26 protein-coding genes are annotated in these 20993 nt (G+C 49.5%); 4 read left to right on the forward strand and 22 right to left on the reverse strand.

Going from position 1 to position 20993, the window contains the following annotated elements; translation table 11 throughout:
* The first annotated feature begins 131 nt into the window (after positions 1-131).
* The 3 genes from AC0LWN_RS03145 to AC0LWN_RS03155 all read left to right on the forward strand — a co-directional run bounded on the left by AC0LWN_RS03145 (position 132) and on the right by AC0LWN_RS03155 (position 3059).
* The gene (locus AC0LWN_RS03145; protein WP_474663169.1) at positions 132-1364 is read left to right on the forward strand and encodes an aminopeptidase; all 1233 of its coding nucleotides are present in this window, start codon (positions 132-134) and stop codon (positions 1362-1364) included.
* 41 nt (positions 1365-1405) lie between these two features.
* Positions 1406-2635: an aminopeptidase gene (locus AC0LWN_RS03150; protein ID WP_474663170.1), complete on the forward strand. Its 1230-nt coding sequence runs from the start codon at positions 1406-1408 to the stop codon at positions 2633-2635.
* A gap of 247 nt (positions 2636-2882) precedes the next feature.
* Entirely contained in the window at positions 2883-3059 is a 177-nt protein-coding gene (locus tag AC0LWN_RS03155) for a hypothetical protein (RefSeq protein WP_458962325.1), read from the forward strand.
* 76 nt (positions 3060-3135) lie between these two features.
* Here AC0LWN_RS03155 and AC0LWN_RS03160 read toward each other — a convergent pair whose 3' ends face one another.
* The 15 genes from AC0LWN_RS03160 to AC0LWN_RS03230 form a co-directional block, all read right to left on the reverse strand.
* A complete protein-coding gene (locus tag AC0LWN_RS03160) occupies positions 3136-3825 on the reverse strand; it encodes an AlkZ-related protein (RefSeq protein ID WP_474663171.1) in 690 nt (229 codons plus the stop codon).
* Between the two features lie 35 nt (positions 3826-3860).
* Positions 3861-4439 (reverse strand): TetR-like C-terminal domain-containing protein, encoded by a 579-nt coding sequence (locus AC0LWN_RS03165; protein ID WP_474663172.1) that lies wholly within the window; start codon positions 4437-4439, stop codon positions 3861-3863.
* A gap of 1 nt (position 4440) precedes the next feature.
* Positions 4441-5160, reverse strand: coding sequence for an MBL fold metallo-hydrolase (locus tag AC0LWN_RS03170; protein WP_474663173.1), 720 nt, complete (start codon positions 5158-5160; stop codon positions 4441-4443).
* A 137-nt stretch (positions 5161-5297) separates the two neighbouring features.
* A complete protein-coding gene (locus AC0LWN_RS03175) occupies positions 5298-5762 on the reverse strand; it encodes a DUF6773 family protein (RefSeq protein ID WP_474663174.1) in 465 nt (154 codons plus the stop codon).
* The gene (locus tag AC0LWN_RS03180) at positions 5759-5950 is read right to left on the reverse strand and encodes a helix-turn-helix transcriptional regulator (protein WP_474663572.1); all 192 of its coding nucleotides are present in this window, start codon (positions 5948-5950) and stop codon (positions 5759-5761) included. Before AC0LWN_RS03180 ends, AC0LWN_RS03175 begins: the two co-directional genes overlap by 4 nt.
* Positions 5951-6431: 481 nt before the next feature.
* Positions 6432-7022: a DUF4368 domain-containing protein gene (locus tag AC0LWN_RS03185; RefSeq protein WP_474663175.1), complete on the reverse strand. Its 591-nt coding sequence runs from the start codon at positions 7020-7022 to the stop codon at positions 6432-6434.
* 237 nt (positions 7023-7259) lie between these two features.
* Positions 7260-8189: an alpha/beta hydrolase gene (locus AC0LWN_RS03190; RefSeq protein WP_474663176.1), complete on the reverse strand. Its 930-nt coding sequence runs from the start codon at positions 8187-8189 to the stop codon at positions 7260-7262.
* A 31-nt stretch (positions 8190-8220) separates the two neighbouring features.
* The gene (locus AC0LWN_RS03195) at positions 8221-8748 is read right to left on the reverse strand and encodes a helix-turn-helix domain-containing protein (protein ID WP_474663177.1); all 528 of its coding nucleotides are present in this window, start codon (positions 8746-8748) and stop codon (positions 8221-8223) included.
* Between the two features lie 274 nt (positions 8749-9022).
* Positions 9023-9346: a hypothetical protein gene (locus AC0LWN_RS03200; RefSeq protein ID WP_474663178.1), complete on the reverse strand. Its 324-nt coding sequence runs from the start codon at positions 9344-9346 to the stop codon at positions 9023-9025.
* On the reverse strand, positions 9315-10424 hold the full coding sequence (locus AC0LWN_RS03205) for a relaxase/mobilization nuclease domain-containing protein (protein ID WP_474663179.1): 1110 nt from the start codon (positions 10422-10424) through the stop codon (positions 9315-9317). Before AC0LWN_RS03205 ends, AC0LWN_RS03200 begins: the two co-directional genes overlap by 32 nt.
* A 129-nt stretch (positions 10425-10553) precedes the next feature.
* Positions 10554-10745: a nitroreductase family protein gene (locus tag AC0LWN_RS03210; protein ID WP_474663180.1), complete on the reverse strand. Its 192-nt coding sequence runs from the start codon at positions 10743-10745 to the stop codon at positions 10554-10556.
* Between the two features lie 168 nt (positions 10746-10913).
* Entirely contained in the window at positions 10914-11690 is a 777-nt protein-coding gene (pstB, locus tag AC0LWN_RS03215; RefSeq protein WP_474663181.1) for a phosphate ABC transporter ATP-binding protein PstB, read from the reverse strand.
* Positions 11691-11727: 37 nt separating this feature from the next.
* Positions 11728-12624, reverse strand: a complete 897-nt coding sequence (gene pstA / locus AC0LWN_RS03220; RefSeq protein ID WP_474663182.1) for a phosphate ABC transporter permease PstA — start codon at positions 12622-12624, stop codon at positions 11728-11730.
* Positions 12621-13526, reverse strand: coding sequence for a phosphate ABC transporter permease subunit PstC (gene pstC / locus AC0LWN_RS03225; protein WP_458962332.1), 906 nt, complete (start codon positions 13524-13526; stop codon positions 12621-12623). Before pstC ends, pstA begins: the two co-directional genes overlap by 4 nt.
* A 95-nt stretch (positions 13527-13621) precedes the next feature.
* Positions 13622-14578, reverse strand: coding sequence for a phosphate ABC transporter substrate-binding protein (locus tag AC0LWN_RS03230; protein WP_474663183.1), 957 nt, complete (start codon positions 14576-14578; stop codon positions 13622-13624).
* 288 nt (positions 14579-14866) lie between these two features.
* Between AC0LWN_RS03230 and AC0LWN_RS03235 the strand changes: the two genes are divergently transcribed.
* Positions 14867-15763: a LysR family transcriptional regulator gene (locus AC0LWN_RS03235; RefSeq protein WP_474663184.1), complete on the forward strand. Its 897-nt coding sequence runs from the start codon at positions 14867-14869 to the stop codon at positions 15761-15763.
* A gap of 80 nt (positions 15764-15843) precedes the next feature.
* Here the strand turns inward: AC0LWN_RS03235 and AC0LWN_RS03240 are convergent, their stop codons facing one another.
* The 7 genes from AC0LWN_RS03240 to queC all read right to left on the reverse strand — a co-directional run bounded on the left by AC0LWN_RS03240 (position 15844) and on the right by queC (position 20985).
* Positions 15844-16674 (reverse strand): class I SAM-dependent methyltransferase, encoded by an 831-nt coding sequence (locus AC0LWN_RS03240; protein ID WP_474663185.1) that lies wholly within the window; start codon positions 16672-16674, stop codon positions 15844-15846.
* Positions 16675-16708: 34 nt separating this feature from the next.
* On the reverse strand, positions 16709-17623 hold the full coding sequence (locus AC0LWN_RS03245; protein WP_474663186.1) for a DMT family transporter: 915 nt from the start codon (positions 17621-17623) through the stop codon (positions 16709-16711).
* A 33-nt stretch (positions 17624-17656) separates the two neighbouring features.
* On the reverse strand, positions 17657-18472 hold the full coding sequence (locus AC0LWN_RS03250; protein WP_474663187.1) for a VanW family protein: 816 nt from the start codon (positions 18470-18472) through the stop codon (positions 17657-17659).
* Complete coding sequence (locus tag AC0LWN_RS03255) at positions 18472-18999, reverse strand: cysteine hydrolase family protein (protein ID WP_474663188.1); 528 nt, start codon at positions 18997-18999, stop codon at positions 18472-18474. Before AC0LWN_RS03255 ends, AC0LWN_RS03250 begins: the two co-directional genes overlap by 1 nt.
* A gap of 126 nt (positions 19000-19125) precedes the next feature.
* Positions 19126-19848 (reverse strand): 7-carboxy-7-deazaguanine synthase QueE, encoded by a 723-nt coding sequence (gene queE / locus AC0LWN_RS03260; RefSeq protein ID WP_474663189.1) that lies wholly within the window; start codon positions 19846-19848, stop codon positions 19126-19128.
* The gene (locus AC0LWN_RS03265) at positions 19841-20323 is read right to left on the reverse strand and encodes a 6-pyruvoyl trahydropterin synthase family protein (RefSeq protein WP_474663190.1); all 483 of its coding nucleotides are present in this window, start codon (positions 20321-20323) and stop codon (positions 19841-19843) included. The genes queE and AC0LWN_RS03265 overlap by 8 nt, the downstream gene beginning before the upstream one ends.
* Positions 20323-20985, reverse strand: a complete 663-nt coding sequence (queC, locus tag AC0LWN_RS03270) for a 7-cyano-7-deazaguanine synthase QueC (protein ID WP_458962340.1) — start codon at positions 20983-20985, stop codon at positions 20323-20325. The genes AC0LWN_RS03265 and queC overlap by 1 nt, the downstream gene beginning before the upstream one ends.
* Positions 20986-20993: the final 8 nt, after the last annotated feature.

Here is a 20993-nt window from a genome sequence, read left to right on the forward strand (position 1 = left end):
CCTTGCTTTTTACATAGTATATCATTGATATGAATGCAAATCCCTCCCTTTGTACTCTAATTGACTTTTTTCATCCGGCGGTTAATAATTTAATACTAAAGACTAATAATTAGTAAATGGAGGAAATCGTAATGTCTCATTTTGAAGCGCAGCTTAGTAAATACGCGGATTTGGCCGTTCAAATCGGTGTTAACGTTCAACCTGGACAAATCCTGGTCGTAAGCGCGCCGATCTCGGCCGCTGAATTCGTGCGTCTCATTACAGCCAAGGCTTATGCCATCGGTGTAAGTCAGGTTAAGGTCAACTGGAGCGACGAGTTCATTACCCGCCAGCAATTTGAACATGCCGCACCGGAAGTTTTCAGCAAGTCGCCTACCTGGTTCGCCGGAGAGATGACCGAGTTCGCTGAGAATGGCGCAGCTTTTCTCCATGTCATTGCAGAAGACCCGGATGCGCTCAAAGGCATTGATCCTGAACGTATTGCCACCTACCAGAAAACCCGCGGAGCCGCACTCACGAAATACCGCGAGTATCAAATGTCCGATAAGGTTAGCTGGAGCATTGTAGCCATCCCTTCGCAGCCTTGGGCCGATAAGGTATTCCCGGACGTTCCCGCAGAAGAACGCGTAGATAAGCTCTGGGAAGCCATCTTCCACACCGTACGTCTGGACCGGGAAGATCCGGTAGCCGCCTGGCAGGAGCATTTGGACACCCTTGAACAGAAAGCCAATGTCCTGAATGCCAAAAAGTATAAAAGCCTCCACTACATAGCACCTGGCACTGACCTCAGCATTGAACTGCCAGAGGGCCATTTATGGGCGCAAGGGGACAGCATCAACGCTAAAGGCCATACTTTTGTAGCCAACATGCCGACCGAAGAAGTATTCACAGCTCCACTCAAGACCGGTGTTAATGGAACCGTGAGAAGCACCAAACCTCTAAGTCACGGGGGCAATATTATTGATGGCTTCTCGATTACTTTTGAGCAAGGCCGTATTGTCAGTGTGAGTGCTGAACAAGGCCAGGAAGCGCTGGAGCATCTCATTGCCATGGATGAAGGGGCAAAATATCTTGGCGAGGTTGCCCTCGTTCCGCATAAATCCCCTATCTCTGAGTCCAATATCCTCTACTTCAACACACTTTTTGACGAGAATGCTTCCAATCATCTGGCAATCGGCACAGCGTATGCCTTCTGTATTGAAGGCGGCAAGGAAATGACACAGGATGAGCTGATTGCCCACGGCCTGAACACCAGTGTCACCCATGTGGATTTCATGATTGGCTCGTCGGAGATGGACATTTACGGTATTACGGCCGACGGCACACGGGAAGCGGTATTCCTTAAAGGAAACTGGGCGTTTTAGTTTTAAGAACATAGACAGAGATACGGGGAGGATTAGAAACTATGCTGAGTTTCGAGCAAAAGCTGGAGAATTATGCATTGCTTGCGGTAAAGATCGGAATTAATATTCAGCCTGGGCAGACTCTTGTGGTCAATGCCGATATTGCTTCTGCAGAGCTGGTGCGTCTTGTGGTGCGTCAAGCTTATGAGGCCGGTGCGAAGCTGGTTAAAGTCAATTATACGGATGAGCTTGTCACGCGGACCCGGTATGAGCTTGCGCCTGCTTCCAGCTTTCTGGAGCCGCCAAAATGGCAGGCGGATGAGCTTGAGGATCTGGCCCGGAACGGTGCAGCCTTCCTGACAATCGTCTCGACCAATCCGGATCTGCTGAACGGAATAGAGCCTGCAAGAATTGCCGATAACCAGCGCACAGTTGGTCAGGCTACAGCTCCTTACCGTGAAATGCTGATGGGCAACCATGCCAGTTGGAGTATTGTCGCCTTCCCTTCCCCGGTCTGGGCTGCTAAGGTATTCCCGGATGCTCCTCCTGAGGAACAGGTTGGGCTACTGTGGGATGCTATATTCAAGGCTGTCCGTGCGGACCTGGAGAATCCGGTTGAAGCCTGGACACTTCATTTGAACGGCTTGAAGCAGCGCTGTGACATCCTGAACGCGAAAAAATACCGCAAGCTGCACTATTCTGCTCCAGGCACTGATCTGACAATTGAGCTGCCTGAAGGCCATATCTGGTGTCAGGCGGGTGCCGTGAACGGACGCGGCGTGCCTTTCCTGGCCAATATTCCAACAGAAGAGGTTTTCACAGCGCCACTAAAGACCGGTGCTAACGGCAAAGTCAGCAGCACCAAGCCGCTCAGCTATAGCGGCAAGATTATTGACCGTTTTACACTTACACTGGAGAACGGCAAGGTTACAGACTTTACGGCAGAGGAAGGCCATGACGCTTTAGCCACCCTGCTCGCTACGGACGAAGGCGCTGTTTATTTTGGCGAAGTCGCTCTTGTTCCTTATCATTCTCCGATCTCGGAAAGCGGCATTCTATATTACACCACCCTTTATGATGAGAATGCCTCCTGCCACTTGGCTCTGGGTGCAGCATACGCATTCACCTTGCAGGAAGGGACCAAGATGTCCAAGGAAGAGCTTCTTGAAAGAGGCATGAACCAAAGCTTGACCCATGTGGACTTCATGATGGGCTCGCCTGAGATGAATATCGACGGAATTACGGATGATGGCATTGCAGAACCGCTGTTCCGCAATGGAAACTGGGCATAAGCTCTTGGATTGAACTTCTTGACAAATCATCAATTCATACAGAACACCCTGTAACTCTTCTTGAAATGGAGAGCTACAGGGTGTTTTTTCGGTTCAATAACTGTAATTAATCAGATGGATAATTGCAATTTAAAGATATGTTCAAATAATATTCACATAATTGTTGAATTAAATTCACAATTATGTCACAATACAGATAAGGAATCAGTTTCCAAGTTCCCACATAACTTTTGAGGAGGTAATCCGGATGAAAGAGTCGTTATCCCAGGACACAGAGCCCCTTGAAAAGGAACGATCGGAAGGAAATGCCCCTAAAGACTTAAGTATTGTTGCCTCCAATGCCATTAAATACACTGCCTACATTATGCTATTATTCGGTTTCTTGTATTTCCTGATCGCTTACCTTGCTCCCATGCTGGAATAGGTTGTGTTATTATGTACCCTATAGAAAGCGTTTACGGCTGACCATCCCCTGCGGGAGACGATCAGCCGTTTCTATGTTACCAGGACAGTACCTTGCTAAGCCAGCCTATTGCCCCTGGAGTCCATTTCCCTTCCATACGAGAGCGGAGCCACGTTATTGCTTCCTCCCTTGTGCCATTAAATGCTGGAATTCCATTCTCCTTCATCCAATGGCTCGTCGTTTCATACGAGGTGCTGTTCCAGCCATTTTTCTCACCTTCGGCATTATAACGCTCTTTCACACCGGAAATCACAATATCCAGCGTACCCTGCAGCTCCGTTACCGCATTGTCAAATGGGGTCTTCTTCTCTTTCGCCTTCATCTCAGCCAGCCTGCGCAGCTCGCGTGTCTCTATGCCCTGGTTATCGCGGATGATCTGCAGCAGAGTCAGTGCTTCCCTGGTGGCCAGCCCGCTATTGTAACGCTCCTCAAGGTCCAGCTTGCTGCCTGCTGCCGCCACATATGCCGGGAACCATTCTCTTGAGACCAGAATTGCTTTTTTCTTGATGAACTTGCCGTATGCAGCCAGACCTTCGCCGGGAAAGCGTGCGCGCCACCCCCAAGGGTCCAATTCAGTATCAGTGTGCCAGTTCTCAGCTTTGGTCAAGCCGTTCACGGAAGGATGCTCCGGGATCAGTGAAGCCAGCGGCACAATTCCCAGCCTGTCGATGACAGCTTTCATTTCCTCGTATGTTGTAACCATCCCTTGCTCTTCAACAATACTCACGTTCGTATACCTCCCGGCGGTTGTTATTAGTTTAGTTATTCAGCAGTTGCTCTCATGCTGTGAATACCGGCAATAAACATGCTGATCAGCCGGGTTAAGCTTACATCCAGGTCCAGCGGCATGCCAAAGCCTCCCTTATTCTCCAGAGCGGCAAAGCCGTGCAGTAAGCTGCGGAAGCCCCGGACGGCGTGCAGTTCTCCCTCTTCTCCAAGCTCATAGCTGGCGAGCACTTCAATAATTAACGACAGCAGCTGTTCACTCATCTTCTCCAGCGCTGAATTCCCCTGCTCCGGCGCACGCAATGTAGTCTCATACAGCCCCGGGTGTTTCCTTGCAAAGTCAACATACGCACGCCCCATAGCGTGAAGAGCTTCATCTCCCCTTAGCCCCGCTGAAGAAGCAGCCATGGCAGCGTATAGCTGCTCCAGGCCGTGAACAGCAAGCAATGATCTCAGTCCTTGAAGACCGTTAACATGATTATACAACGATGGTGAACGTACGCCCAGCTTGGCCGCCAGCGCAGCCAGGGTAACTTCCTCAATCCCCTGCTCATCTGCGATTTCAGCCGCTGCGAGCACAAGTGTATGTGTATCTAATCCAGCTCTCGGTGACATCTCAGCTTCCCACCTTCTCCTGCAGTAATTGTGCTGTGTGAACTGCCTGTTTTATTTGTTCTCCTGGAGCCTTCAGCAGATTGCCGTGACCTGCTGCGAGCAGCTTGGGCGAGAGCTCCAGGATTTTTATTGCGCTGCTCAGCGCCTGAGCTTTGTTCCAGGTGGCCATGGCCGGAAAAGGGAACCAAGGAACAACCGTCCCCGAAACCGCGACTCTACGGAAGGTCTGGAAAGCATCGCCTACAATCAGCGCCCCTGTCCGCTCATCCAGAAAAGACATGGAACCCGGCGTATGGCCGGGCGTGCTGATGGCCGTTAATGAGCCGATTGAATTGCCCTCATGCAGCAATACGTCAGGCCTCGAAGATATCTTGGTCGGCACACTGCCTTTAATCGGAGTCTGTGGCTCGTCAGCTCTTAGAGAACGGTCCCCTCTCAGCAGAGCGGCGTCCCTTTCGGAGATGTACAGCTTCGCTTCAGGAATCCGCTTCTTCAGCTCATCCAGCGCACCCACATGATCGCCATGCGCATGAGTCAGAACGATGCGGGTAATCGGTTTGTTCAGCCGAGCCGCAGTATGCATAATCCCTTGAACACTGAACGGCATTGCCGCATCAATTAATGTCAAGCCATCCGCTTCTTCAACAAGGTAACAATTGACAGGAAAAAATCTTGGCATCCAGGTAAGCTGCAGCAAATGGCCTTCTTGAGTTACTCTCATCAAACATCCTCCTCAAAAACTAATCTCATTAGTTACAATATAAACTAATGAGATTAGTTTATCAAGAGCAACCGCAAATTCTCCGCTATTTTTTACATTTAGCACACATGCAACAGCACCAATATCGTCCCCTTGGTTCAGTCCAGGGGTTTATCGGCATTTTTAGTTGATCTTCTAACCATCGCGCTCTGCACCCAGGTGATGCCAAAGAAAAAAATCACAGCTCCCACCAATGTGCCTGCCACATTTTGGAGCAAGCCCTCCTTCCCGCTCTCCAGTACGTCATAGGTGATCATCAGGACCGTCCAGACGGCTGCTCCTATGGCACCGCTCAGCAGATTCGCCTTCTTGAGCTTCTGCTTCTCTCCGGCTCTGCCCGGCAGCAGGTACAGACCACCACGAATCCCCTTCACCGTAATATAGAGACAGGCTGCCATCAGAATAAGGAATACATCCAACCAGTACTTTATATCCCACTGCAGAATAAATACCTTAACCATTACGCTGGTCAACAGACCCGCAAGCACAATCAGAAAACCGTGTGAATTCAGCTTTTGATGCTCGGCTGTTAGACGTTCATCTTTAAATCCTCTATTCCTCAAGCTTCTTCCTCCCAGAAAATATCATTTAATGTTCGCTCCAGCACCTTGCAGATGGCAATGCACAACCGGATGGACGGATTATATTTGCCGGCCTCAATCAGCCCTATTGTCTGTCTAGTAACCCCCACCGCTTCCGCAAGCTGCTCCTGGGACAGATCCTTCTGAATCCGCGCCAGCTTCAGCTTCATATTCTTCTGATCGCCCACCTATCCCCCTCCAGCATCATTATAGAATGGTAATATTGTAATCTATAAACGTCATTATGTACATTATATATTGCATTATGGCATGTTATTATACAAAAAAAGCACCCCGCAGGATGCCCGAAAAGAAGTATTAAAATAATGACGATGCCGTAAGCACGAATCGTATAATCCTAGCCTAACGTCCCGTTCTCCGGGTAGCTGTCTATAACTTGCAGCAGCTTGCCGGCCTCTGTGCGCGGACGGGCACCGGGAACGGTTTCCGGATATCCAACATGAACCATGGCAACAATCTTTTCTCCTGGCTTCACACCGATTGCAGTGCGAAAATCCGGCGCATAAATGTATGGTCTTCCATATCGTGCCGAGTCCCTGCTCCCACGCAGCAAGCTGGAAATTCTGCACCAATGCGGAGACCGGAGCGTTTATATTAGGAAAACAAACTGCCTGTAAAATTGCGGTCTGTCTAAACCGCATTTGAGTGGGTATTGAGCTTGATGTATTCAGCTACTCGGCGGTACTCGTTGGCAAATTTCAAGCTAACGCTGATACTGCCATTTTCATATACCTTGATGTGGTCTACAAGCTCAATTAAAACCTCTCTTGTCAGCTTGTCGATATTTTCATATTTCCGAAAGGTTGCTAAAAATGGGTTTTCCGTATCAATCCCATTTTCAAATTCGGCCTTTTCTTCGTTTAGGTTCCTTATAACCTCGTTGATGGATTCCATTTGCCGCTCGTAATCTTCCTGCATATGGCGATAATCTTTGTGGCTTATCTCTCCATCTTTCCAATCTTGGTAAATGCTTTGTTTGTAGCGCATAATCTTGGAAAGCTCTTTTTCCTTTGCCGCTATCAGATCGTTCAGCCGTATAGACTGGCTTTTCTGCAATGGAGCGGTGTTAATTCTTGAAACAATCTCGGAAAACTCTGCCGCAAGGAAAACCATCTTTTCAATGACATGAAATACACCTTGTTCCAGATGATTGTGCCTGATTGTGTGTTTGGTACAAGCTGTCTTGGATTGGTCTTTATAGGTACGGCAGTATGGTAACATTCCTCCTAATGCCGCCATGTTCTACAAAAAGGGCGCAACTAACCAAGCCCTCCGATACACAGAGAACGGCGGCTCTGATTTCTCAAAACCGCCATTCTCAAAAAAAGCGTAATTAAAGTTATCCGCCGAACAACGGTTTTTTTCTTTTCCGCATAAGCGGCGGGTTTTTTTCATGTTTTGTTGTGGCAGACTTCGGGCCAACTTGGCCCGAAGTGTTTATGTTGTGACTATTTCACTTTAACTTTGTCTGCTTTCTTCCAAGAATCTAAGAGTGACCTCGAAAATATCCTGAACATGGTTGTGGTAGATAAAGTGTGAACCATCAAGAGTTATAGATTCTACATTGTCACCTAATCCTTTGATGTGTTCCTGCTCGTATTCTTTACCAACCTTTTTCACTGTTTCCGATGCACTTATCATCAAAACAGGAATATCAGGGAAGTCCATCCCCATGACTTCACGAATATTATCATTTAGCCGGTACGTTTGGTCGATGATCGTATCATTATTAACGTGGTTCATAAACTTTGTATAGTCCTCAATCTCTTTCTCTGTATAACCGCTTTTTTCAGTCATTGAAAGCATGGAGGAAACAACAAGCGGGTTGAAAATTCGGCCAAGCCCGATGGCCTGTTGAACCTTGCTTAACTCTAATAAAAACTTAGGAGCTTCGGGCTCAATCTTTACCGATGAGGTTGTATCAAGCATAATCATTGCAGATACTTCGTCGGGATATTTTGTGGCATAGTATTCAGCGTAGATGCCAGAACCGGAATGTGGCATCAATACATACGGGGCCTTAAAGCCTGATCCAGACAATACCGCCCTTATTTCCTCCGTATAATTTTCATTCGTCCGCGGCGTGTCTATCCCGTCGCTAAAACCAACACCGAAATACTCAATGCAGACAACAGTGTATTCTTTGGAAAGCTCCCGCATAAGAGGCCCAAAGTCGGCGCAAGGCAAGGCAACACCAAAACCGGGCAAAAGCACAATGGTTTTCTCGCCAACTCCCATAGAGTAAATGTGCATCTTCTTTCCGCTCACTTCCACCATATTCCCATAAGGTGCAATGCTGTCTATTTCGTGAGAGAAAAATGCCTTGTTAATAATAAAGCTAAATAAGTTTAATGCAAGAACTATTCCTAATATTGTCAAAATTACCATCTTGATCTTTTCCCCTCTTTTCTTTTTTGGCCTATTCATTATCGCTTTCGCTTTCCGGGGGCGCTGATATAAAGGAAATGTCCCTTGGCTTTCGCCCCTCTGCTGCTTCGTAGTGATACTTTATTAGCAATGCTTGTAACTCCGACAGAAATTGGTCGAACTCAGAATCGGTCAGCATCATAATCGTATTGTTAAAAAATATCTTGTTATTGCCCTGTACAGGGATTGAGTTTTTGCTGTACCGCTCAAACTTGCCATATATATTCATCAAAAAGCGAAACGCCTGTTGAGGCAGACTGTCCGCTGAGGTTTGCGCAACTAACTCATTTACATTTAACGCCAAAGTCCGTTCAAGGCTCCCTCGTATCTTTTTTTCTTCAACAACCGTCAACACATTTGCATCCAATAAAATGTTAATATGTCTGTATAAAGTAGTGCGAGGAACGTCGTTGATGATTTCACATATTTCTGTCGCAGTCATTTTTTTGTCTGGAGCAAGAACTTGCACTATTCTCATTCGGGTAGAGTTTAACATAATGTCATAAATGTTTTTTGGCATGTCACACCTCCATTATTCCTACTATCGATAATAATACCAATTGTGGAAATATTCAAGCGTTACACCTACGCAGTGCAAAAATAAACGCGCTACTTTTCCGGGCTTTCGCTAAACGACAAGCAGGGCTGGTGTCTATACACCAGCACGTTTTGAGGATTTTCCCTTGCGGGAAATCCTCAAAACTGCTTGTTGGGGAGTGCCTTCCCCAAGCCCTGCGACTTCGGGCCAACTTGGCCCGAAGTCGGTGCGTTGCACCTCTTGTTGCGTCATGTCGCTATCGCTCCATTTCCTTGTTTTTCTGCCCGTCCGTCAGGCCGAGCAGATGGTCGATATTGCTTTTCACCATTATAATTTCCTGCATATCCTTTTTGGCTTCTCGGTACTCCCGGTAAGCCTTTTTCTTATCAGAAGCCAAGTGCTGAAACTCCGCTTTAAGCGTATCCATTTTAGGGAGCTTCGCACCGTTCAGAAGCCTATCCATTGTAGCCCTTGCCGCCCGGTAGGCGGCTATATTCGCTTCATGCTCCGCAAGATATTTCCTGCTATACTTAGCCGCCTTGTACCCCTCAAACACAGGCCGGGTCTTGGCATAACCCACAACCGCCGCCTTTAATTCCGTATTGGTACGCATGGCGATTTCGGTGGATTTTATGCTGTCCGAAAGTGTATGAAAATGGTTTGCCGCCTGTGTAGCTTTTTGCTCTAAATCTGTATAATCCATCAAACCATTTTTTCTGCAAATACTGCAATGCCGCCGCCATCTGCTTTAGGTTATATATCTTGGCCCACTGTTCGTAAGCGGGGCCTTTCCCGGTTCTCATACGGGACTGAATATCCACAATCAGATTTACCTTGTGCCGTTCCATAGGAGCAGCCCGACCCTCAATCGCCGCCTGTATATCCTCCAAACCATAGCCCTTACCGAGCGTAGAAGCCCGAAGCTGTGTAAAGCGTTCTTGCCCCTTATTGCGGAAACTGATCCCGCCGCCCCTCCTGTGCTTAACCTCAAAACCAGCCGCCGCCATAGCCTGTAAAAAGCTATCCATATTCGGCGGCTTCATTGCAAGGCAAATATCAATCTGCGCCTTTAGGCGTTCCCTAAAAGTAGGCGGCTTGTTACCGCTCTGCCATTCGCCATAGTGCTTAAACTTGCCCTTGCTTTTCAGTTTGGGATTGGCGATATAGGAAAGACCATTTTCAAGGCAGATACGGTCAGAAAGCTGCCGCACCGCACGAGCCGAGCCGGGAAAATCCCGAAACTTCCTTGTGCAATCGAGGGTAGTGGAATTGTAGTAGATATGCACATGGGGGTGAGGGCGGTCTACATGGGAAACCACGAAAAAAGCGTGTTTGCCTTTTGTCCAACGCATGGCGAAATCATAGCCGATTTTAAGCGCTGTTTCGGAATCCACTTCGCCGGGAACAAAGGACTGGCGCACCTGATAGCACAAAATGTCCTCGTCCCTTTTCTGTTCCCAGCCTGTGGTGGCCTTGTACTTGGCTTTACTTAAAAGGAACTCTGCATCTGCGATTTTCGGGTCGCACTCATAGGCAAGAACCAAATCGCCGCCCTGTGTTTTTTCCGGGTTCTGCCCGTAGTCAAAACGGTCTTTCATAGACTGCGCTATCGTTTCGCCCTTGCTGATATGATGTGGCTTAAAGTAGGTTGTCGCCATGTGCGACCCTCCTTTCCTGTAAAAAATAACTTCGGGCCAACTTGGCCCGAAGTACCGCTATCCAGATACAGAAATACCGCCCTGCTTGTCCAATAGGGCGGTATCCTGTGTAATGTGATAGCTCATATTTTATTTGGTTGCCCTTACCGGGCTATTTTTGCAGTTTCCTATTATAAACGTCCCCACGGCGGCGTAATCCTCATCCCATTCTCTCTGCCGTGGGTCTTCGGGCATCACGACAATCAGCGTAAGCGGAATTGAAGCAACATATTCTTTGCGCTTCACTGCGAACTCAGGATCGGGGGTTATGCGCTTCATCAATGAGAACACGGCATCCCCAAGAAATATTGCCCCTTCGCCCTGGAAAGCAATGAACCTCCAGGGCTCACGCAAGCCATGATTCGGCGCCCAAACAAATTCGGAATACCTGAGGGCTTAACAAAAAAATATGGCCCCTCACAATGGAGGAACCATACCTGCTAAGTAAAATCAGCCGAAGCGGCCCATGATATACTCTTGCGTCATTTGATTCTCAGGGTTGCTGAAGACCTTCTCCGTCTTATCATATTCTACAAGCGAACCCAGGTAAAAGTATGCCGTATAATCCGAGATGCGCGCCGCTTGCTGCATATTGTGGGTAACGATTACGATCCGCAGCTCCTCTTTGAGCTCCTTAATCAGCTCTTCAACTTTACCTGTGGATACCGGGTCCAGCGCCGAAGCCGGCTCATCCAGGAGCAGAATCTGCGGATTAACCGACAAGGCCCGTGCTATGCACAGCCGCTGCTGTTGTCCGCCGGACAAGGCCAGCGCCGAATCCTTCAGCCGGTCCTTGACCTCGTCCCACAAGGCGGCGCGGCGAAGGCTGCTCTCAACGATTTCATCCAAGGCAGCTTTACCTTTAATGCCGTGGTATTTCGGCCCGAAGGCGATATTGTCGTAGATGGACTTATAGAACGGGTTCGGCTTCTGCCAGACCATTCCGATCTTTTGCCGCAGTCTGATAACATCTGTGCCGGGTGCGTTAATGTCCACGCCGTCAATCCAGATGCTCCCCTTCGTTGTCGAGCCGGAGATTTCATCGTTCATCCGGTTCAGCGAGCGGAGAAATGTCGATTTGCCGCAGCCGGAAGGCCCGATTAGCGCCGTAACCGTATTCTGGGCAAAAGGAAGGCTAATCCCCTTCACTGCCTCATATGTGCCGTAAAATATACTTAGATTCTCCGTTTGAAAAGATTCGCGCACCACTGGTTCTGCAATACCCATCTCTTACTCCTCCTATTGATCTATCGTATTCTTGGTTTTAGCTCATTCTTTTGGAAGCCGTGAGCTTACGGTAGATAAATCTGCCGAAATAACGCGCCGCCAGATTGAAAATCAGTACGGTAATTACAAGCACAGCCGAAGCTCCTGCCGCGATTTGTGCGGCGTCAGGCGCCAAGCCTTCGCTGTTGACCTTCCAGATATGCACAGCCAGCGTTTCCGCCGGACGGAAAGGGTTCAGCGGCGAAGAAGGGCTGAGCGGATTCCAGTTCGAGAAATCGAGGCGCGGGCTGCTCATACCCGCTGTGAACATGAGTGCAGCCGCTTCACCGAAGACACGGCCTGCGGACAGGATCGTTCCGGTGATAATCGTTGGCAAGGCTACCGGAAGCAGCACGGTGGTAACGATTTTCCATTTGGACAACCCAAGAGCAAAGCCCGCTTCCTTCTGCTGCTTCGGTACTGTGCGGAACGCCTGCTCCGTGATCCGGACCATCAGCGGCAGGTTGAAGAAGGTAAGCGCAAGTGCGCCGGATATCAGGGAGAAGCCAAGATCAAAATAATTGACGATTAACAAAAGTCCGAACAAACCGACGATAATCGAAGGGAAAGAAGACAATACCTCCACGATCAGACGGATAAAATTCGTAAGCTTGCCGGGACGGGCATATTCCGCCATGAAGATTCCCGCGCCAAGTCCAAGCGGTATCGTAATGATTAAAGTCAGCACCAGCAGGAAAACGGAGTTGAACAACTGCGGGCCAATCCCCCCGCCTGCGCGGATCTTTTGCGGTGCTGATGTCAGGAAATCCCAACTGATATGGCTGAAGCCGCGGATGATAATGTATCCAAGCAATCCTACGAGGATGGCTACAATAAGTAATGCGAAAAATACGATCAGCCCTGTGGCTATTTTATCTGCGGTTCTCGGCTTCATATTTTATTTCTCCTTTCGAGCATTCTTACGAGGAGGACAAATACAAAGGTCATCAACATAAGAACCAGTGCCATGCTCCACAGCGCATTATTATGCGGCGAGCCCATCGTAGTGTTCCCCATGCTCAGCGTAATGACGCTGGTCAGGGTCGAAGCCGATTCAAAGAGCGACCGCGGAACGAACGGCGCATTCCCGATAACCATCTGAACAGCAAGGGCTTCACCGAAAGCGCGTGCCATCCCCAGAACAATCCCCGTCATAATCGCCGGGAAGGTTGTCGGGAGAATTACCCGGGAGATCGTCTGCCACCGTGTGGCACCGAGCGCAAAGGAGGACTCTTTCAAGTTTTGCGGCAAAGAAGCCAGCGCGTCTGCAGCCACGCTTGTAATGGTCGGCAGAATCATGACCGACAGGACAAGCGCGCCTGCAGCAACCCCGATGCCCTGGCCGGGAAATGTATTACGCAAAAACGGAACAATTACGCTTAGTCCCACAAAGCCGTATACAACGGATGGAATTCCGGACAGCAATTCAATTACAGGCTGCAGCAGCTTTTTGCCCCAGCCCGGTACAATCTCAGTCATGAACAGAGCCGCGCACAGGCTGAGCGGACTTGCGATAAGCGCTGCAAGTAGCGTAACCAGAAATGAGCCGGCAATGAAAGGGAACGCTCCATATGATGGGGTATCTCCTTCAGGCGCCCATTTTGTACCGAACAAGAATTCTGAGATCTTGACATCACCGCTGGTAAAGGTAGAAATCCCTTTGGACGCTACAAAATAAACCATCGATACAATGATAACTATCAATAGCAGTACACAAAAGGACATATATGAACGTCCAATGAAATCCTCTATATGATGTTTTTCAATCCGTGTTTTCTTCGGTTTTACCGTCAACATGCTCCCTCTTTCTAAAGTGAAAAGAGAGGCAGAAGAATTCCGCCTCTAATCACATGAAGTTCTAATGGATGATTTGCTTGGGTGTTACTAATGGATTACTTAGTAGTAACCTTACCTTCTACATCACGGGAAACCTGCATTTTTGAAGCTGGAATGTAGCCCAGATCCACTACATCACCGTTCTGTACTTCATCAGTCATGAAGTAGTCAAGGAATGCTTTTACTTGTGCATTAGGTTCGCCGTTAGTGTACATGTGCTCGTAAGCCCATACCGGATATTTACCAGCAATTACATTGTCAACGGAAGGTTCAACACCGTCATATTTCAATGTTTTAACAGAAGAGTCCAGATAGGACAGAGCGAGGTAACCGATAGCTCCCGGAGTTTCGCCGATCATTTTCTTAACTGTACCGGAAGAATCCTCTTGGATCGAACCTTGCAGATCTTCTGTTTTGGTGCCAAGTGCAAAGTTTTCAAAGGTAGCGCGTGTACCGGAGCTGCCCGGACGGTTGATGATCTGAATCTTTTGATCCTTGCCGCCAACTTCTTTCCAGTTCGTCACTTTACCAGTGAAAATGTCGACAAGCTGTTGTTTGGTCAAGGAATCTACGCCTGCATCCGGATGAGTAACTGCTGCAATCGCTACAACCGCTACCTGGTGGTCAACGAGCGATTTAGCTTTTTCAGCATCGGCATCCTTCAGCTTTTCTTCTGCAAATACATCGGAGTTACCGATATCCACTTGCTTCTCAGCTACTTGAGTAAGTCCGGTGCCGCTGCCTCCGCCTTGAACCTGAATGTCTACGCCGGAATTCTTTTCCATGAATTTCTCAGCTACTTGCTCAACGAGCGGTTGTAGTGCTGTAGAGCCTGAAGCCAGAATAGATCCGCTTAGATCCGAGCCGCTGCTTGCTTCTGTAGGAGCAGTTGTGGCAGCCGCATTTCCTCCGTTATTGGTTGCTGCATTATTTCCACCGTTGTTACCGCATGCTGAAAGTGCTACTACACCAGTTAACGCCAAAGCCATGACCCACGATTTTCTGAATTGCATTTTTTTGTCTCCTCCTGAGTGTTTTGTATAGCATCTGCTGCTGCATCTGCTATGTTTTGTGAGTGTCTGCTACATGATCTGTGTTCGTACAAAACTCACCTTTGGAAGCATCAGACTGTGCTCATGTCACATCTGACTCTTCTTATTCTAGAGCCCGTTCGTCAGGGAAAATTCTTATGTTTGTAAAATAAAAGATAAATAACATAATAGAAAATGTATAATTCAATAGATATAATCTATATTGAGAATACTATTTGTTAACGATTCCCTATTTGCCGGAGGTAAATTATGAATATTGTTAAATTACAAATCATTGTCCTGATTGAAAAATATAAAAAAGTAACCGATGTTGCCGCTGAAATGGGACTGAAACAGCCGACGGTATCCTTCCATATGAAAAGTCTGGAGGCTGAGCTGGGAGCTCCCCTTTTTCAGTACCGCAGCGGGCGAGTACTCCTTACTGACGCTGGACGGACTCTTTATCAATATGCGGCCAAAATTGTGGCACTGACAGCCGAGGCAGAGCGCAGCATCAAACAGTACTCCTCCCTCTCCTCAGGTAACCTGCATCTGGAGGCAAGCTATATTCCCGGTACATATCTTCTGCCAAAAACATTCGCGCAATTCATTGGACAATATCCGGGTCTGGACATCTCACTCTCGGTTCAGCCTGAGGATGTTATACGTGAACGGCTGCGGGGCAGAGAAATTCCGCTGGCGGCTTTACATAGCGCGGCTGGTCAGGACAGCTCCTTCCATACAAAAAGCATCTCGCGGGATGAAGCCGTACTAGTCTTCGCCCCCGGCCACCCTTTCGCAAATATTCATGATTTAACACCGGAGCAGCTCGTCCTTGAACCCTGGCTTCAACATGAACCGTCCTCTTCCCTGCAGAGGCTTGCGGATCAATGGGCCCAGCGGAACGGGGTAAAAGTATGGGGACATGTGGTGTTGAATTCGCCGGAGGCGATGAAGAGAATACTTCGTGAAGGCGGAGGTGTCGCGTTGTTCTCCAAGGCGGGAATTATGGAAGAAGTGGCAGCCGGGAGCTTATCTTATGCGGCGCTCCCGGGAGTGCAGCCGGATCATGGCGATTTTGTGCTCGCCTGGCGGAAGGATTCTGCCTTGACTCCCCTGCAGCAGGCTTTTGTGAATTTGGCAGTTGGGGGTACGGCAGCGGAATAAGCAATGGTCCATAAAAAAAACGGCATAGCCTCAAGTGGCCGCTGAACAAGCGCCTCAGGCTATACCGTTTGGTTAACAGACTACTTTTTCTCCGCCACCAGGACGAATGTCTTGGGAATTCCTTTGTCATACACCTCGGAAGACAGATTCGGCTCCTCGGCCAATTCACGGACCACAAGTCCGCTGCGCGCTGCTGCCGTTACGATTTCACCCAGCGTCCAGCGGCGCCAATACACGACACTGTGTTTCACGTCTTCCGCGGTTTCGCCTGGCGAGGGTAAATACTTCGAATACGAAACCTTCTTCTCCTCCAGTGCGGTGTCAAAATAATCCCCGCTCACCTTATGCTTGCGGACTTTCGCGGTCGATCCCTTCGAGGTGATCAGCTTGGTCGTTACCGGATGGAAATCACGCAGTACAAACCTTCCGCCGGCTGCCAGCAGCCGGTACGCGGTATCCATGAACGGTGCCAGGTCCGTAAAATAATGCACAATCCCCATCTCGGCAAAAACGATATCATACGAGCCGTCCAGCAGCTCTTGCGGCAGCTTCAAGACATCCGAGACAATATAATTCAACTGAACTCCCGCTGCGGCAGCCAGCTCACCAGCATAACGGGCGTTAGCTTCCGAGAAATCGGCGACGGTTACTTGGGCTCCCAGCAGGCTCAGAGCTACAGCCTTCATGCCGTTTGAACCCATGAGATTCATTATCCTTTTGCCTCTAACTTCTCCGAGATAACCGCCAAGCGGGAACAGCTTGCCCGCAGGCTCCTTTACAAGCTTTGCCGCAGCCTCAGAAGGTGTACCAAAGCGGCTTGTCCAAGCAGCATATGTATCCTCGTTCCACAGCTCCTCACTGGAGGGAACTGCGCTTTGGGTTACTTCCTGATTCGGATCATGTTCATTCATTCAATTAGGCCCCTTTTTCTAGTGAAAATCTCTGCTATGATGCGTTTTTAAGGGCTTCTTTTGCCCTTGCGGCTTTTTTTCTTCCTGCGAATAAATAGACGGCCAGACCGCCCATCACCAGCACACCGCCGATCCACTGCAGTCCGGTCAGCGCTTCACCCAGCAGCAGAAATGCCAAAATGCTTGCCCCCACAGGCTCGCCCAGAATGTTCATCGAAACTGTAGTCGCCGAAGCATACTGCAGCAGCCAATTGAACAGAATGTGGCCGAATACCGTCGGTACGACAGCAAGCAGAATAAAGATTCCCCATTCACGTGCCGGATAAGCAAAAAACGGGATGCCGGACAGCAAATTGTAGATGGCAAATACCAGCACCGCTGAGATAAAGACGATCAGACTGTAGAGGTAGGAAGGCATACGGGACACAAGCTTTTGGCCAATCAGCATATGAACAGCCACTGCAACAGTTCCGCCAATGGACAACAGATCGCCTTTCACATTATCCGGGGACAGCCCTATGTCCCCCCAACCGATAAAGACAACCCCGAAGATCGCGATTGCGAGGCCCAATATGGCGGCAGATGTACTCCGTTCCTTGTACAGCATGTATGCGCCCAGCATAATAAATACCGGCTCCAGCGCCATAATCATCGTCGAGCTGGCTACGGAGGTATACTTCAGTGAGCCCATCCACAGCAAAAAATGCAAAGCCAGCATCATCCCCGAGCAACCCAGCAGCAGCCAGTCCTTCCGGCGCAGAGCGTAAAGGGCTCCACTGTAGGGACGGGCAAAAGGCAGCATCAGGAGCGAAGTAAAGAGCAGCCGGTACATGCCTTGAACCGAGGCCGGAGCCGCCGACCATTTAATAAATATAGAAGAAAACGAAATAGCCACAATTCCGACCAGCATCAGGAGCGGGACGGGAACGGGCGGTTTTTTTGAATTCACAGCTTTGGTTCCTTTCGGTTGGGATAAAACTAACTATGTAAGCAGCGGTGAATACATCATAAGCGCATGATTGTCAGCAATCGCTTCATCACGGGCGATTTCACCCGTGCGGGTCATGACCTTGCGGCGGATACTGTTGCTGCGGATATAGCCACCCCATGGTTCCAGACTGATCACGTGATCTGCTTCGTAAACTTCGTAGGTGTATAGCGGTTGCCCGCTGCATCTCCATTCCCCGTACAAATGACTGTCATCCAGCCACAGCTTGAGCTGATACACTTCGTCCGTTCGATTCATCAGCTGCAGATCCAGATAATTGTAGGCACAGGTTGCCCCACTGCCGAAAGGCTGGGTCCGCTGCTCATCGGGAAAGACATCATAGCTGTGACGGTGCCGCTCTGTAACGGTCAGCGGAGTGTGCAGCGTCATCCAGTAGATTAGATTAGAGAGCTGGCATAAGCCGCCTCCCGTGCCGGAACGGAACCCGCCGTAATGCAGCACCATTCCATCTAGATACCCTTTACGGCGTGTCGGCTTGCCAATAGTCTGCCAATAGGAAAAAGTCTCGCCGGGGCACACTGTCAGACCGTTAAGCTTCGCCACTGCAAGCTTCAGATTCGTTATTTTATTGTATTGCAGTTGCATATCGACGTTACGCAGACTTCGCAGCAGCGGTGTCGCATGTGTGGCTGAGGTATAGCGCAGGTCTTCTGCAAGATGTGCTGTTGCTCTATTCTTTCGCTGGGTTAACCATTGCCAATATCTTTTCCAGGTAAAATAACGCTTGCCCGCGAAAAGTCTCAGCCGTGAACGGCGGATAGGCTTCATAGCTAATCTGGCGGACTCCATTAGAATTCCACTTCATGTTCCTTGCGCAGCTTGGCAAATCTGCCACCCAGCACAGAGTTGTGATGCTTCACGATCTCGCCGCCGCTTAAATTGGCATTGTCAAAGGTGCTGTGCGCATCCTCCACCAGCACACTGGAGTAGCCCATGCTGAATGCGCGTCTGGTCGTGGTATCCAGACAGAACTCGCTTTGCATTCCGCAGAGGACCAGATCGGTGATGCCACGCTTCTGAAGCTCCTCATGCAGCGGTGTCCGGTGAAACGCGTCCCAGGTCGGCTTTTCCACAATTAAATCTTCCTCGCGCGGAGTTATGCGGCTGCTGATCTGCCAGGTGGGAGTACCCTTGGTGTATTCTTCATCCTCGGTATGCTGAATATACACGACAGGCGTTCCTGCCAAACGGGCTTTATGCAGCAGTGCAACGATTCTGTCCATTACGCCCTCTTCATCATGCAGCTTCATGCCCGGATATGAAAACATCGCCTCTTGCACATCAATGATTACTAATGCGGTTGAATCGTTTGCCACTTCATTCTCTCCCTTCGCAATTGAAAATCTCTAACGGACTGTCTATTCACCTTAAAGATTATAACAGATTTTTTCATAAAAAAACGGACCTCTGCAGCGTTGCAGAAGCCCGGTCTAGCACCGGATTTATTTGCCCCGCTTATTATGCCAAATAAGGGCATGCAGCTGCGGAAGCACCCGCGCCCGGTTCATCTCAGGATCAGCAATTACCTGATTGAACAGCCATTCCAGCCGACCCAGCAGGCGGGCCGAGATGTCCCCCTCTTCCGTCACATTATCATTGCCCGGCTGCAGGAAGAGCGGCACTTCCGGATATCTCTTGTGGATGCTTTTCGCGTACAGATAGTCCTCGTCGTTAAAGACGACTACCTTCAGGCTATGGGCAGACCTGCCTTGTGCCTTCATTTTATCCATAATACCATCTAGCATTTCCCAATCGGTCTTCATCCCTGAGCTTGGCGGCTTGGGGCTGACCGTCAGCACATCCACGTCGTAGAACCAGTCCTGCCATCTACTGCCCTGGGTTTCAATCGCCGCCTGAATGCCGCGTTCATGCAGCAGCCGGATGAATGTCCCCATGCCTTCGCCAATCAGAGCGGGATTGCCCCCTGAGATCGTCACACAGTCAAAATTATTCCCGGCAAGCGCAAGCAGCTCCGCCAGAACCTCCTCCGGTGCAAGCATCCGCATCTTGTCCTTCGCCGATCCATCCCAGGTAAAAGCGGAATCACACCAGCCGCAGCGGTAGTCGCAGCCGTAGGTGCGGACGAACATCGTTTTGACGCCGATGACCGCACCTTCCCCCTGAATCGTCGGGCCGAATATTTCAATTACCGGTAGCTTACTCACAGTCACAACCCCCATACAGCCGATAGTACGGCCCTTCTTCGGGGATGTCCGCCGCCAGCACCTCCGCCCAAGAGGTTGGCGTTTCCCACAGCTTGACGGAATACAGCGGAAGTGAGGCCATCTTCAGCTTGTAGGCGATATATGCCGACATATTTTCCACCGTTGTCCGGAATGACAGGTGCGCCACCTTGGACCCCGTATTTACCAGCGTCTCCAATACAGGCTCATTGCCCATCGCCAGAAAAGCATGATCCAGATGCTCCACCAGACTCTCCTGCACCGTAGCCTTGATATCGCTGAAATCAACTACAAACCCTTCGTCGGAGTGACCCTCTGCTGCGAGTGGCTTGCCCTTCAGCACCACTTCCAGCTTATAGGTATGACCATGCAGGTTGCTGCACTTTCCTTTATGCCCGACCAGTTGATGGGCTGCATCAAAGGTAAAAATCTTACATACGGATACCTCGCCCAGCATCAGGAACCAACCTCATTTCGTTCTGCTTCATATTGGTCCAGGCCGCGCTTACGCAGCAGACAAGCCGGACATGTGCCGCAGCCGCTGCCGACAATTCCGTTATAGCAGGTCAGCGTATGCTCACGGATATATTCGAAGCAGCCGAGATCATCGGCCATTTTCCAGGTTTCTTTTTTATCCAGCCACATGAGCGGTGTATGAATGACAAACTCGTAGTCCATCGACAGATTGAGGGTCACATTCAGTGATTTGACGAACACATCCCGGCAGTCGGGATATCCGCTGAAGTCGGTCTGGCAGACTCCGGTGATAATATTCGCATACCCAAGCTGCTTCGCCAGAATTGCCGCAAAGGACAAGAACAGCAAATTGCGCCCATCCACGAACGTGCTCGGCAATTCCTCTCCTTCACCCGCAACGATTTCAATCTCATCACGCGTCAATGCGTTCGGTGCCAGCTGATTCAGCAGACCGAGATCGAGAATATGCTGCTTCACCTTGAACTTCGCAGCAATCTCCTTGGCAACTTCTATTTCAGCCGCATGGCGTTGATTATAATTGAAGGTCACCACCTGAACCTCCTCGAACTGCTGCAGCGCCCATACCAGACACGTTGTGCTGTCTTGGCCGCCGCTGAAGACGACCAGTGCTTTTTTGTTCATGATCGATT

The organism is Paenibacillus sp. sgz302115 (assembly GCF_056120445.1).

Bases quoted from the DNA above. Each gene is read 5' to 3' on its own strand.
- AC0LWN_RS03145 (WP_474663169.1), top strand. From the start codon at position 132: ATGTCTCATTTTGAAGCGCAGCTTAGTAAATACGCGGATTTGGCCGTT.
- AC0LWN_RS03150 (WP_474663170.1), top strand. From the start codon at position 1,406: ATGCTGAGTTTCGAGCAAAAGCTGGAGAATTATGCATTGCTTGCGGTA.
- AC0LWN_RS03155 (WP_458962325.1), top strand. From the start codon at position 2,883: ATGAAAGAGTCGTTATCCCAGGACACAGAGCCCCTTGAAAAGGAACGA.
- AC0LWN_RS03165 (WP_474663172.1), bottom strand. From the start codon at position 4,439: ATGTCACCGAGAGCTGGATTAGATACACATACACTTGTGCTCGCAGCG.
- AC0LWN_RS03170 (WP_474663173.1), bottom strand. From the start codon at position 5,160: ATGAGAGTAACTCAAGAAGGCCATTTGCTGCAGCTTACCTGGATGCCA.
- AC0LWN_RS03180 (WP_474663572.1), bottom strand. From the start codon at position 5,950: ATGAAGCTGAAGCTGGCGCGGATTCAGAAGGATCTGTCCCAGGAGCAG.
- AC0LWN_RS03185 (WP_474663175.1), bottom strand. From the start codon at position 7,022: ATGTTACCATACTGCCGTACCTATAAAGACCAATCCAAGACAGCTTGT.
- AC0LWN_RS03190 (WP_474663176.1), bottom strand. From the start codon at position 8,189: ATGGTAATTTTGACAATATTAGGAATAGTTCTTGCATTAAACTTATTT.
- AC0LWN_RS03195 (WP_474663177.1), bottom strand. From the start codon at position 8,748: ATGCCAAAAAACATTTATGACATTATGTTAAACTCTACCCGAATGAGA.
- AC0LWN_RS03205 (WP_474663179.1), bottom strand. From the start codon at position 10,424: ATGGCGACAACCTACTTTAAGCCACATCATATCAGCAAGGGCGAAACG.
- pstB (WP_474663181.1), bottom strand. From the start codon at position 11,690: ATGGGTATTGCAGAACCAGTGGTGCGCGAATCTTTTCAAACGGAGAAT.
- pstA (WP_474663182.1), bottom strand. From the start codon at position 12,624: ATGAAGCCGAGAACCGCAGATAAAATAGCCACAGGGCTGATCGTATTT.
- pstC (WP_458962332.1), bottom strand. From the start codon at position 13,526: ATGTTGACGGTAAAACCGAAGAAAACACGGATTGAAAAACATCATATA.
- AC0LWN_RS03230 (WP_474663183.1), bottom strand. From the start codon at position 14,578: ATGCAATTCAGAAAATCGTGGGTCATGGCTTTGGCGTTAACTGGTGTA.
- AC0LWN_RS03235 (WP_474663184.1), top strand. From the start codon at position 14,867: ATGAATATTGTTAAATTACAAATCATTGTCCTGATTGAAAAATATAAA.
- AC0LWN_RS03240 (WP_474663185.1), bottom strand. From the start codon at position 16,674: ATGAATGAACATGATCCGAATCAGGAAGTAACCCAAAGCGCAGTTCCC.
- AC0LWN_RS03250 (WP_474663187.1), bottom strand. From the start codon at position 18,472: ATGGAGTCCGCCAGATTAGCTATGAAGCCTATCCGCCGTTCACGGCTG.
- AC0LWN_RS03265 (WP_474663190.1), bottom strand. From the start codon at position 20,323: ATGCTGGGCGAGGTATCCGTATGTAAGATTTTTACCTTTGATGCAGCC.
- queC (WP_458962340.1), bottom strand. From the start codon at position 20,985: ATGAACAAAAAAGCACTGGTCGTCTTCAGCGGCGGCCAAGACAGCACA.